This window comes from Kineococcus sp. NPDC059986 (genome assembly GCF_040702905.1).
In the GTDB taxonomy this organism is placed as follows: Bacteria; Actinomycetota; Actinomycetes; order Actinomycetales; family Kineococcaceae; genus Kineococcus.
In genome coordinates this window covers 190472-202766 of record NZ_JBFBND010000002.1, presented here as the reverse complement: position 1 = coordinate 202766, position 12295 = coordinate 190472, and the positions used below count along the sequence as shown (strand labels likewise).

Sequence of the window (12295 nt, the reverse complement as noted above, 5' to 3'; positions counted from 1 at the left end):
TCAGTCGGACAGGTCCCCGCGCTCACCCACGGAGGAGCGCTCGCGCAGCGGACGGGCCTGCGGCAACCGGGTGCCGATGACCTGGTCGATGATCCGGTGCGCGATCGACTGCGCGTCCAGGCCGGCGTCGCGCAGGATCTGGTTCCGCGAGGCGTGGTCGAGGAACTGGTCGGGCAGCCCGAGTTCGGTGACGCCGGTGTCGACGTCGGCCTCCCGCAGGTCCTGCCGCAACCGCGTTCCGATGCCGCCGACGCGCACGCCGTCCTCGATCGTCACGACGAGGCGGTGCTCACGGCACAGCTCGACGAGGGAACCCGCGACCGGCACGACCCAGCGCGGGTCGACGACCGTCGTGCCGATGCCCTGGGCGGCGAGCATTGCCGCCGTCTCCAGCGCCGTCGTCGCCATCGACCCCACGGCGACGAGCAGGACGTCCCGGGACCCGTCGGGCGCCTCGGCGAGGACGTCGACCCCGTCGGGCAGGCGGAACAACCGCGGCACGTCCGGGCCGACCGCACCCTTGGGGTAGCGCAGGACGGTGGGGGCGTCCTCGACGGCGACCGCCTCGGCGAGTTCCTCGCGCAGCGTCGCCGCGTCGCGGGGTGCCGCGATCCGGATGCCCGGAACCACCTGCAGCAGAGCGAGGTCCCACATGCCGTGGTGGCTCGGCCCGTCCGGACCCGTCACACCGGCGCGGTCGAACACGAACGTCACCCCCGCCTTGTGCAGGGCCACGTCCATGAGGACCTGGTCGAACGCGCGGTTCACGAACGTCGCGTAGAGGGCGACGACGGGGTGCAGACCCCCGTAGGCCAGGCCCGCGGCGGTCGTCACGGCGTGCTGCTCGGCGATGCCGACGTCGACCACGCGACCGGGGTGGCGTTCGGCGAACGTGTGCAACCCGGTGGGGCGCAGCATGGCCGCCGTGATCCCCACGAGCCGGGGGTTCTCGTCGGCGAGGTCGGCGAGTTCGTTCGAGAACACCGACGTCCACGTCGTCCCGCCCGCGACCTCGAGCGACTCCCCGGTCGTCGGGTCGATCTTGCCGACGGCGTGGAACTGGTCGGCCTGGTCGAGCAGGGCCGGTTCGAACCCGTGCCCCTTCTCGGTGATCGCGTGGACGATGACGGGCGTCCCGTAGTCGCGCGCCTGGCGCAGCGCCTGCTCGAGCGCCTCCTGGTCGTGGCCGTCGACCGGACCGACGTACTTGATGTCGAGGTTGGAGTACAGGGCCTCGTTGTCCGTGAACCGGGCGAGGAAACCGCGCATCCCGCCGCGCAGCCCCCGGTAGAACGCGCGTCCGGGAGAACCGAAGCGCTCGGCCGCGGCCTGGCTCTTCTCGTGCAGGCGGCGGTACTCGCTGCGGGTCCGGACGGTGCTGAGGAACCGCGCCATCCCGCCGATCGTGGCGCCGTAGGACCGCCCGTTGTCGTTGACGACGATCACCAACCGGCGGTCGTTGTCGTGCGACATGTTGTTGAGGGCTTCCCACGTCATCCCGCCTGTGAGGGCCCCGTCGCCGACGACGGCGACGACCGTGCGGTCGGTCTGGCCGCTCATGGTGAACGCGCGGGAGATGCCGTCGGCCCACGACAGGGACGCCGACGCGTGCGAGGACTCGACGATGTCGTGCTCGGACTCGCTGCGCTGCGGGTAGCCGGCGAGCCCGCCGCGTTCGCGCAGGCGGGAGAAGTCCTGCCGTCCCGTCAGGAGCTTGTGGACGTACGACTGGTGGCCCGTGTCGAAGATGATCGGGTCCTTGGGGGAGTCGAAGACGCGGTGCAGCGCCAGCGTCAGCTCCACCACGCCGAGGTTCGGCCCCAGGTGACCGCCCGTCTTCGCCACGGCCGCCACGAGGAAGCGCCGGATCTCCGCCGCCAGCTCGACCAGTTGCGCGGGGGTCAGGTCGTCGAGGTCTCGGGGAGACCGGATCGATCCGAGCAGGTCCACAGGTGCTCCTCTCGTCTGCTCGGGCAGCTTAGGCGGCTGCCGGGTGCGCGCCAGTCCGTGCCGTCACGCACGGCTCAGCGCGGCGTGCGGCGCGTGCGTCCCCGCGTCCAGCGCTCCGCCCCGCCGAACGCCAGCAGCACGACCACGACGGCCACACCCTCCAGCGCGGCCCGCACCGGGCTGTCGCCGAATGCGAGGGCGGCGAAGGCCGCAACCACGACGCCGACGACCACCGCCGCCAGGACGAAGCGGGGCGTCGACGTGCGCCCTGCGGCCTCGTCCCGAGCGGTGTCCTCCACGGATCCAGGGTGCCTCCGGACGGGCGGGTGGCGCACGCGGGAGCCAGGATGACGCCGTGCCCCGCCTGCCTGCGCCGCCCACGGACCGCGCGGCGGTCCTCGACTGGGTCCGGACCCACCTCGGGCACCTCGTCGTCGAGGAGTCCCCGGACCAGATCACCGGCTCGGCCGTCCGCGGCGGCCAGTCCGCGGCCGACGCCGCGCTCGCCACCCTCGACCTCACGGGCTACGCCGCCCGGCGCAACGAGGTGCTGCCCGCGTCCCGGCGCGGGGCGACGCGGCTGTCCCCGTACATCCGGCACGGCCTGCTGCCGCTGCCGACGGTGTGGGCCGCCGCGGGGGACGCACCCGCCCGCGACCGCTCGAAGTTCCGCGACGAGCTGCTGTGGCAGGAGTACGCCCGCCACCTCTACGCCCGCGTCGGGCGCGCCACCGGTCAGGACCTGCGCTTCGGCGCCCCCGTCCCGGCGCAGCCGTGGCCGCGGGAGCCGTGGCCGAACGAGATGGCCTGCGTCGCCGCGACGACGGGGGAGCTGCACGAGGACGGCTGGCTCGTGAACCAGACCCGGATGTGGCTCGCCTCGCAGTGGTCGGTGCGGGCGGGCGCGGACTGGCGCGAGGGCGCGCACGAGATGTACCGCCACCTCCTCGACGGGTCCGCCGCCGCGAACCGGCTCGGCTGGCAGTGGGCCGTCGGGACCGGCACCGGGAAGGTCTACGGGTTCAGCCGCTGGCAGGTCGAGAAGCGCGCCCCCGGGCTCTGCGGGACGTGCGCGCTGCGGAACGCCTGCCCCGTCCAGGACTGGCCCGAGATCGACGCCGGACCGCGCGTCGACCCGCCCGAGGGTCTGGCCGGCGGCCCGACCGACGCCGGCCCGCAGCGGCCCGAGGTGCAGGGCGAGCCCGACACCGTGTGGCTCACGGCGGAGTCCCTCGGCGACACCGACCCGGCCCTGGCCGCGCACCCCGACCTGCCCGCGGTCTTCGTCCTCGACGAGCCCTTGCTGCGCCGGTTGCGGTTGTCCGGGAAGCGGTTGGTGTTCCTCGCCGAGACCCTCGCCGAGCTCGGGTGCGACGTCCACCTCGGCGACCCCGTCACCGAGCTCGCCGGCCGCCGCCTCGCCGTCACGTTCGCCCCCGTCCCCGGGTTCGCGCGCCGCTCCGCGCGTCTCGACGTCGCCGCCCTGCACCCGTGGCCGTGGCTGCGCCGTCCCGGCTCCGGGTCCCTCCGCTCCTTCAGCGCCTGGGTGCGGACCGTCCGCTGACCGGCCCCCTCGCCCGGCCCCGGACCCCGCGCGGAAAACACTCTTTCCGCCCTCCCGGACCGGCTGCAGGGGCGCGCGGTGTGCTCTCGGCCGTCAGCCGGTGGTCAGCGGGCCGTGGCGGAGCGGGTCACCGCCGCCCTCGCCCGGTCCACCTCTGCGAGGAGCTGAGCCCGCTCGAGGCTGTCGTGGGACTGGGTGGCCACGAGCGCTTCCAGGCGGTCCAGCTACGCCCCCACCGCGTGCAGCACCGGGGGACGCCCCGTGCACCACGCGACCTCCCCCAGCAGGGCGGCGACCCGCGTCAGCAGGACCGGGTCCGCCGCGCCGTAGCGCGCGGGCTGCGCCACGGCCAGGTCCAGCAGTGCGGGGACGCCCGGCCGCCGCACGACCAGGCGCAGGACCTGGGCCTGCGTCGGTTCCGGTCCGACGACCACGGCGTCCGCGACGACCTCCCGCACCCGGTCCAGTCCCTCGCGCGGGGGCTCCCCGCCGGTCGCGGACCAGCACCAGGCCACCGGGGTGCCCGCGACGACGGACGTGCCCGGGTGGCGGTCGACGACCACCGTGAGCCCCGTGGCGGTGGTCACCTCGAGCAGCGCCTCCTCGTCGACGAAGCACAGGAAGCCGGACCGGGCAGCCGCCAACGGCACGGCCACCGCGGGCACGACGACTTCCACCTCCGGTGGCGTGGCCTCGACCGTCCCATCGCTGGGGTAGAGCAGGTCGGCGGTCCGGCAGGCCTCGGCCTGGACCCGGGCGAGCATCGTCTCGACGCGGATCTCCCGCGCCAGGTGGGCGAGGAACAGGACCAGGCAGACGACGCTGGCCACGGCCAGCAGGAACGCGACCGTGACCGAGACGCGCGGCACGACGGCGGCCGAGGCCAGGCCGCTGGCGTCGTCGCTCGGGCTGCGGACCGTGCGCAGGACCGTGAGTGCGTACGTGAACGTGGCGAGGAAGACGGCCAGGGTGGTGTGGACGAAGCGGTCCTGGGTGAAGGTGCGCAGCAGGCGCGGGGAGAACTGGCTGCTGGCCAGCTGCAACGTCACGACGGTGAGGGAGAAGGTCAAGGACGTGACCGTGATGAGGGAGCTGGCGACGGCGTCCAGCACCGTCCGGGCGGCGCCTGCACCACCGCCGAAGACGGCGTCCGCCAGGGGACCGGGCAGGTGGTCGTCGAGACGGGCGTCGAGCTCGGGCAGCACGAGCCCGGCCAGCACCGCCAGGACGACACCCGCGACGGGGACCGGCCACAACCGGGTGCGTGCGGTCTCCCGCAGGACGGCGAGCCGAAGGCCTCGTCGGTGGGTCACGAGCGCACTGTGGCAGCAGGCGGCGTGCTCGACCCGTCGAGGAGGTGGGGTGTCCGGTGACCGTGTCGGCCCCCCGTCGGACGGTCTCCGTCGCGAGTGGAGGCGTGGCGACCCGACCCGCCCGGGCCACGATGGACGGGAACGCACCCGAGGGAGGAGCTCCGTGGCCCGTCCGACGCTCGACGCCGTCCGCCGTGCCTCCGCCCGAGCTCTAGCGCCCCACGGGTTCCGCCGGGGACGCGGCGTCGTCGTCCGCGAGGACGGTGAGTTCGCCACGCACGTCAGCGCGAGGGGCGAGACGTGCCGGTGGGGGCGGGGCGTGTGGCTCTCCGTGGCGATGTTCCGGACCCAGGACGCCGTCCGGTCCGCGGAACTCCTCGGCCCGGGTACGCCCGCGGTCGACGAGGCGGACAACCGCCCGTACGCGCTGAAGGCGCCGCTGGGGGAGCTGCTCCCGCAGCCGCACCACCACGGCTGGGTCGTCGAGGACCGGGACGACCTGCTCCGGCTCGAGCAGCAGCTGTCCGAGCTGTGGCCGACGGTGGCCGAACGGCACTTGGGACGGTGGGAGGAGCTGCTCCGGGTCGCCGACACCTCCGACCTGCTGGACTGGCCACCGGCGGCTCCCACCGTCCTGGACCCCGGACGGGAGCCGTTCACGCGGGCCTTCCTCGACCGCGCCTTCCCCGGAGCCGACCCCGCCCTGACGCGTCCGCCCTTCGTCCGCCGCCTCGCCCCGCACGACCCCTGCCCCTGGCCGCGGTGCCTGGCGGACGACGGGGGCTCGAGGGCGGAGGAGCGGACAGCGACGCTCGAGTCGACGCCGTCCGTGCGGGGGAGGCTCGACGCGCTGCGCGTCCCCCCGTCCGAGGCGTGGCGTGTGGTCGGCCTGCGGATCGAGCTGCTGGAGGAGCTCGCGCGCGCTCTCGGTGCCCCCGAGGTCCTCGCCGTCCACCACCTCCTGACGCTGTCCGCCCTGTCGTTCGTCGACTGGCTGCCACCGACCGTCTACCGGGCGGCGCACCGTCAGGTGCGGTTGTGGTGGCAGGGCGGGGTGGCTCGGGTCGCCGACCCCCACCTGCTGGTGACCGGGGCCGGCGCGTGGCTCGGCCCGGAGGAGGACGCCTGGTACCGGGTCGTCGACTGCGTGCAGGCCGTCCCGCCCGTCAGGTACGAGGTCGTGCGCCTGCTGCCGGAGCTGCAGCGGCTGATGCACGCGTTCGTGGGCAGGGACCGGTGACCCCTCCGCACCCTCCGGGGACGGTCGTCGTCGTCCAGCACGCCGAGAAGGGCCGGGGCGCCGACCCCGGCCTCACCCGGCGCGGGGTGCGGCAGGCCCACGACGTCGCCGCGGCGCTCGCGGACCACGGCGTCCGGGCCGTCCACGCGAGTCCCCGCCGTCGCACCCGGCAGACCGCCGCGCCGCTGGCCCGGGCGCTGGGGCTGGCGACGGTCGTGGAGGCCGATCTCGCCGAGCGGATGGAGTGGGTGCCGGGGACGCAGACCGTCGAGGAGTTCCTCGCCGACTGGGGCCGCGCCACCGCAGACCGGGACCACCGCCCGCGCTCGGGCGACTCCTCACGCGCGGCGGGGGACCGGCTCGACGCGGCGCTTCGGCGGCTGGCGACGACGGCGCCCGTGGTCGCGGTGACCCACGGGGGCGTCACGGTCGACTTCCTCCGCACCACGTTCGGCGACGGCGCGGTCCCGGTGCACCTCGACGCGGACGGCGTCCCGCCGGGGGCGCTGACCGCGCTCGCGCTGGTCGACGGGGTGTGGCGCCTCGTCCGGCTCGCGGCCACCGACCACCTCACCGTCTGACCCCTCCTGAGACCGGGCGGAAAACACTCCCTCCGCCCTCGAAAGTGCTCTTCGAGGGCGGAAAGAGTGTTTTCCGCGCGGGGTCGGGGTGGGGTGGGGGCGGGTGTCAGAGGGTGAGGGAGGGGTGGAGCTTGCCGACGGTCCAGGTGCGGCGGCGGTGGCAGGCGAGCACCGTGACGGCCATCGCCAGCACCCCGAAGGCGGCGAGCACACCCGCGTCGAGGAGGACGGGGCCGGCGGCGGCGCCCGTGATGAGGTGGCGCAGGCCGTCCGCCGCGTAGGACATCGGCAGGAGCGGGTGCAGCGTCTCGAAGAACGACGGCGACGTGCCCACGGGGTAGGTCCCGCCGGCCGACGTCAGCTGCAGCACGAGCAGGACGAGGGCCACGAGGCGGCCCACCCCGCCGAGCAGGGCGTTGAGGCACTGGTGGATCGCGGTGAACACCACCGCGATGAGCGCCGCGAACGCCACGGTCGCGACGGGGTTCGGCGAAGCGATCCCGACGGCGAGCAGCAGCACGAGCCACAGGACGACGGCCTGGGCGACGCCGAGCAGGGCCCCGGGGACCCAGCCGGCGACGGCGGCCCGGTAGGACGACGCCGTCGAGGCGAGCGCCCGCGGGGAGACGGCGCGCAGCACCATGTAGGTCACCATCCCGCCGACCCACAGCGCGACCGGCACGAACAGCGGGGCGAGGCCGTCGCTGTACCGGGAGACCGCGTGGTCCTTGACCCGGTCGGCGGTGACGGGGGCCGCGACGACGCCCGCACGGTCGGTGGCCGCGTCGCCGGTGTAGACGGGCACCTTGCCCTGACCCTGCGCGAGCTGGCTCTGCAGGGAGCCCGCGCCGTCGGCGAGCTGCTGGGTGCCGCCGGCGAGCTGGCTCGCCCCGTCCTTGGCCTTGCCGGTCCCGTTGAGCAGCGCGGTGGCGCCGTCGTCGACGCGGGCGGCGCCGGTCGAGAGCGCGGAGGCCCCGTCAGCGGCGCTGTGCGCGCCGGTGGCGAGCTGGCGGGTGCCGGTGGCGAGGGCGTCGGCCCCGTCGGCGGCCTTCGCGACGCCCTGCTGCAGCGCGGGCGCCGCGGCGGCGAGCTTGCCCGCCCCGGTGGAGACGGCGGAGGCGCCGGTGGACAGCTGGCGGGCTCCGGTCGCGAGGGCGCCGACCTGCTGCTGGACCTGCTGGCCCACCCCGGCCATGGAGCCGTCCGCGAGCGCCTGCTGGGCCTGTTCGAGGCTGCGGACCGTCGCGGCGAGGTTCGCGTCGTCGGGGTTGGCGGCGGACAGCTGCCGGGCCTGGGCCAGCAGCTGGTCGACGAGGGGGGACAGCTTCCCGGCCTGCTCCAGGGCGGGCAGGACGCGGTTGGCGGCACCGGCGACGGCATCGGCCCCGTCGGCGACCTGACCGGCGCCGGTCGCGACCTGGGAGGCGCCGGCGGAGAGCTGCGCCGTCTGGGCGGGCAGGTCCTTCGTCGCCGTGCGCAGCTGGTCCAGGCCCGTGGCGAGCTGCCCGGCGCCGCTGGCGGCCCCGTCGGCGCCGGTCGCGACCTTCGCGGTGCCGGTGGCGAGCTGGGCCGACCCCGACCGCAGCTGGCCGGTGCCGTCGACGAGCTGGGCGGCGCCCTGGTCGAGCTGGCCGAGGCCGACGACGAGCGATCCCGCGCCCTCGTCGGCCTTGCGGGCGCCGTCGGCGAGCTGCCCGGCGCCGTCGGCGGCCTTGCCGAGGGAGTCGTGGATCGAGGAGAACGCGACGTAGACGTTCTCGAGGTAGTTCGTCGTGGCTCCGGTGGCGACCTTGGTGCGGATGGTCGTGGCGATGGTGTTCGTCACCTGGCCGAGGATGTAGTTCTCGGCGTCGTCGGTCGTCACGGACAGCTTGGCCTGCTGGGGGTCCGCCCCGCCGGTGGAGGCCAGGGCGGCGGAGAACCCGGACGGGATGCGCAGGACGGCGGCGTAGTCGCCGTCGCGCAGACCGTCCGCGGCCTGGGCCTCGGTGGCGGTGCGCCAGTGGAAACCGGCGGCGGCGTCGGGGCCGGTGAGCTCGGCGACGAGTTCCTTGCCGGCGTCCACCGTCCGCGGGGAACCGTCGACACCCGTGACGGTCGCGGGGACGTCGGAGTTCACGACGACGGCCTGCAGGTTCGAGAGCCGGCTCACCGGGTCGGTGTTCGACCACAGGTACAGCCCGCCGTAGATGAGCGGCACGATGACGACGGCCAGGATCGCGAGCTTGGTGATGGTGGCCCGCCGGAACCGCGCGAGTTCCAGGCCGGGGAGGGAGAAACGCGGCAGTTTCACTGTTCGTCCTGGAGGTCGAGGAGGGTGCGGCCGTCGGCGGCGTGCCACGGGATGTCGGAGGAGTCGGAGCAGCTGGCGAGGACGGTGAGGCCCGTCTCCTGCAGCGCGGTCAGGGAGGACCAGGCCCGCCGACGGTCCTCGCTGCGGCGCAACGAGTCCACGTCGTCGACGACGAGCACGTCGGGGCGGCCGATGAGGGCGAGCACGACGCCGAGCGTCATGCGTTCGAGGGGTTGCAGGTCGCTGACGAACTCCCGCGGCCGCAGGGGCGGGGCCTGCACCCCGTGGCGGGCGGTGCGGTCCAGGACGTCCTGCACCCGTTCGAGCTGCTGGGCGACCTGGTCGCCGGAGACCCACGGCCGGTGCCAGGGCCGGTGCAGGACGAGGCGTTCGGCGATGTGCTGCTCGACGGTGAGGGCGTCCTCGAGCTCGTTGACGCCGCGGACCTCGGCGAGCGCGACGCGGCGGCGGACCTTGGCCGCCTTCTCCGGCAGGGGTTCGCCGAGGACGGTGAGGGAGCCGCTCGTGGGTCTCATGCGCCCGGCCAGCGTCAGCAGCAGGGACGTCTTGCCGGCCGAGGCCTGGCCGCGGACGACGAGGGTCGTGCCGGCGGGGACGTCGAGGTCGACGCCCGAGAACACGGTGCGGCCACCGGCCTCGAGGGTGAGGCCCTGCGCCTGCACGACGGGGGTTCCGGTGGGGTCGCTCACGCCGGCACCTCCTCGGTGAACGTCTGCAGCGCGACGGCCAGCAGCCGCGGGCCGATCCCGGCGGGTTCGCCCAGCAGGTGGGCGGCGACGAGGCCCTCGTGCGCCGTGACGAGGGCGCGGACGAGGTCGTCGGCCGGGACGGTCGGGCGGCGGCCGATGCGCTGCAGGGCCTCGACGAGGACGGGGGCGAGGCGGGCGCGCAGTTCGGACCGCTGCTGCGTCAGCGTCGCGGCGGCCTCGGTGTTGCGCAGGGCCTGGGCGGTGAACTCGGTGCGGACGGCGTGCCACTGCCGGTCCACCGGCAGGACCTCCAGGACGTGCGCGACGAGCTGGTCGAGGTCGGTGCCGGGCAGGCCGCCCGCGAGCCGTTCCTCGACGCGCTCGACGAGGGCGCCGGCCTGGTCGGTGTAGAGGGCGGCGACGACGTCGTCCATCGTCGCGAAGTTGGAGTAGAAGGCGCCGCGCGTGTAGCCGGCCCGCTCGCAGACGTTCTCGACGCTGCTGCGGGCCAGTCCCTGCTCGCCGAGGACCTCGAGGGCGGCGGCCAGCAGGCGGGCCCTGGTCTCGGCGCGGCGCCGCGTGGTGCGCGCGTCGGTCGTGGTGGTCACGCGACCAGAGTAGGACGTCGATACGGAGTGCATCAAGTGCACCCTGTATCGAATGCGGACTGCATCGTGATCCAGTCGTGCCCGACCAGGTCCCGCGACGGGCCCGACCGGAGCCCCGGAACTCCTAGGCTGTGCGCGCGCGGACACGTCCCGTGATCCGCGCACGGGGGATCGAGCGGGGGAACGACGCAGTGCCGAACAGCGACCAACCGGCCCAGCAGGAGACCGGACGGCCGAACGCGGGCCGGCCACGACGGCCCTGGACGCGGCGACCGACCACGTGGGTCGGGGTCGGCGTCGTCGTCGTCGCGGGCGGCTACTGCGCCGCGGCCCTCGCCCTCGGCGGACAGGCGCCGCGGGGGACCACCGTGCTCGGGACCGACGTCGGCGGCCAGGACCGCGCGGGCGTCGAACGCACCCTCGGCGAACGTGCCCAGCAGCGGCAGACGACACCCCTGGGCCTGCAGGTCACCGGCGCCGGCGCCTCGGCGACCGGGGAGCTCGTCCCGCAGGACGCGGGTCTGCGCGTCGACGTCGCCGGCACCGCGCAGCGCCTCACCGGCCCCGCCTGGGCGCCGGCCGACCTGTGGCACCACCTCACCGGGGGTCGTGCCGTGACCCCCGAGGTCGACGTCGACACCGGCGCGGTGCGCTCCGCCCTGCAGCCGCTCGCGGACTCGGTGGGCGTCGCGCCCGTCGAGGGCGCCGTGACGTTCGACGTGCGCGACGACGGCTCCGTCGAACCCGCCGTCACCGCCCCCGCGGCGGGCCGCAGCCTCGACCTCGACGCCGCCGTCGGCGCGGTCACGGCCGGTTGGCTCGGGGGTGGCCCCGTGACGCTGCGGGCCGCCGCCGCCGAGCCCGCCGTCGACGCCGCCGGCATCCAGGCCGCCGTCGACGACGTCGCCCGTCCGGCGGTGGCCGGGGACCTCGTCGTGGCCGGTGGCGGTCGCGAGGCGACGTTGCCGCCCGCCGCCTTCGCCCGCTCGCTCGCCGTCCGGCCCGTCGACGGCAAGGCCGTCCTCGTCGCCGACGGGGCCGGGCTGCAGGCGGCGCTCGTGGCCGCGGACCCGCAGTTCGAGACCGCCCCGCAGGACGCCCGCATCGAGGTCGTCGGCGACCGGCCCCAGGTCGTGCCCGCCGTGGCCGGCCGGGCCGCTCCGCCCGAGGACCTCGCGAAGGCCGTGACCGGGGCGCTCACCGGTGCCCAGCCGACCCGGCGCGCCGAGGTCGAGCTCACCCAGTCCCAGCCCGCGGTGACCACGGAGGCGTTGCAGCAGCTGGGGATCGTCGAACGGATCTCGACCTTCGCCACGACCCTGACGGCCAACAAGGGTCGGACGGAGAACATCCGCATCGCCGCCTCCCACGTCGACGGCACGCTGCTGCAGCCGGGCCAGGAGTTCTCCCTCAACGACACCGTCGGCGAGCGCACCCCCGAGCGCGGGTTCAACCGCGCCCCCGTGATCTCGGGGGGACGGCTCGTCGACGACTACGGCGGCGGGGTCTCGCAGCTGTCGACGACGCTCTTCAACGCCGTGTTCTTCGCCGGTCTGGACGAGATCGAGCACAAACCGCACTCGTTCTACATCTCCCGCTACCCCGAGGGTCGGGAGGCCACGATCGACTGGCGCAGCATCGACAACCGCTTCCGCAACGACTCCGGCCACGGCGTGTACGTCCAGGCCGGGATCGTCGGCAACCAGGTCGTCGTCTCGATGTACGGGACGAAGTTCATGGACGTCACGGCCGAGAAGTCCGCGCGGCGCAACGTCAGGCCGCCGCGGACGATCTACGACACCTCCAGCGGGTGCAAGGCCAGTTCCGCCACGGCCACGGGCTTCACCGTCGACGTCACGCGGGTCATGACGCCCGTCGGGGGCGGTGCGCCGCAGCGCGAGACGTGGACGACGGTCTACAACCCCGAGAACCGGGTCGTCTGCGGACCCGACCCCGCGACCGTGCGGCCCAGCACCCCCGCGCCCACGGCTCCTGTCCAGACCCCGGCGCAGCAGCCCCCGTCGTAGGGCACGATC

General features: G+C 75.1%; 10 protein-coding genes. 4 read left to right on the top strand and 6 right to left on the bottom strand.

All coding sequences use genetic code 11. The features are described 5' to 3' along the window. Both dxs and AB0637_RS02990 read right to left on the bottom strand, forming a co-directional pair. Positions 1-1950, bottom strand: a complete 1950-nt coding sequence (gene dxs, locus AB0637_RS02995) for a 1-deoxy-D-xylulose-5-phosphate synthase (protein WP_366169672.1) — start codon at positions 1948-1950, stop codon at positions 1-3. A gap of 74 nt (positions 1951-2024) precedes the next feature. Next, positions 2025-2249, bottom strand: a complete 225-nt coding sequence (locus AB0637_RS02990; protein ID WP_366169671.1) for a hypothetical protein — start codon at positions 2247-2249, stop codon at positions 2025-2027. A 56-nt stretch (positions 2250-2305) separates the two neighbouring features. On the opposite strand from AB0637_RS02990, the gene AB0637_RS02985 reads away from it, so the two are divergent. Further along, entirely contained in the window at positions 2306-3514 is a 1209-nt protein-coding gene (locus AB0637_RS02985; RefSeq protein ID WP_366169670.1) for an FAD-binding domain-containing protein, read from the top strand. 224 nt (positions 3515-3738) lie between these two features. On the opposite strand, the gene AB0637_RS02980 is transcribed toward AB0637_RS02985, so the two are convergent. Next, positions 3739-4827, bottom strand: a complete 1089-nt coding sequence (locus tag AB0637_RS02980) for a DUF2254 domain-containing protein (RefSeq protein ID WP_366169669.1) — start codon at positions 4825-4827, stop codon at positions 3739-3741. Positions 4828-4990: 163 nt separating this feature from the next. Here AB0637_RS02980 and AB0637_RS02975 point away from each other — a divergent pair, with 163 nt between their 5' ends. Beyond that, entirely contained in the window at positions 4991-6067 is a 1077-nt protein-coding gene (locus AB0637_RS02975; RefSeq protein WP_366169668.1) for a hypothetical protein, read from the top strand. Further along, the gene (locus AB0637_RS02970; protein WP_366169667.1) at positions 6064-6648 is read left to right on the top strand and encodes a histidine phosphatase family protein; all 585 of its coding nucleotides are present in this window, start codon (positions 6064-6066) and stop codon (positions 6646-6648) included. Before AB0637_RS02975 ends, AB0637_RS02970 begins: the two co-directional genes overlap by 4 nt. A 106-nt stretch (positions 6649-6754) precedes the next feature. Here the strand turns inward: AB0637_RS02970 and AB0637_RS02965 are convergent, their stop codons facing one another. The 3 genes from AB0637_RS02965 to AB0637_RS02955 are packed head-to-tail and all read right to left on the bottom strand — an operon-like array spanning position 6755 to position 10259. Then, on the bottom strand, positions 6755-8941 hold the full coding sequence (locus tag AB0637_RS02965) for a YhgE/Pip domain-containing protein (RefSeq protein ID WP_366169666.1): 2187 nt from the start codon (positions 8939-8941) through the stop codon (positions 6755-6757). Continuing rightward, positions 8938-9651 (bottom strand): ATP-binding cassette domain-containing protein, encoded by a 714-nt coding sequence (locus AB0637_RS02960; protein ID WP_366169665.1) that lies wholly within the window; start codon positions 9649-9651, stop codon positions 8938-8940. The genes AB0637_RS02965 and AB0637_RS02960 overlap by 4 nt, the downstream gene beginning before the upstream one ends. Beyond that, positions 9648-10259 (bottom strand): TetR/AcrR family transcriptional regulator, encoded by a 612-nt coding sequence (locus AB0637_RS02955; RefSeq protein ID WP_366169664.1) that lies wholly within the window; start codon positions 10257-10259, stop codon positions 9648-9650. The genes AB0637_RS02960 and AB0637_RS02955 overlap by 4 nt, the downstream gene beginning before the upstream one ends. A 191-nt stretch (positions 10260-10450) precedes the next feature. On the opposite strand from AB0637_RS02955, the gene AB0637_RS02950 reads away from it, so the two are divergent. Then, entirely contained in the window at positions 10451-12286 is a 1836-nt protein-coding gene (locus AB0637_RS02950; protein ID WP_366169663.1) for a VanW family protein, read from the top strand. Positions 12287-12295 lie beyond the last annotated feature (9 nt).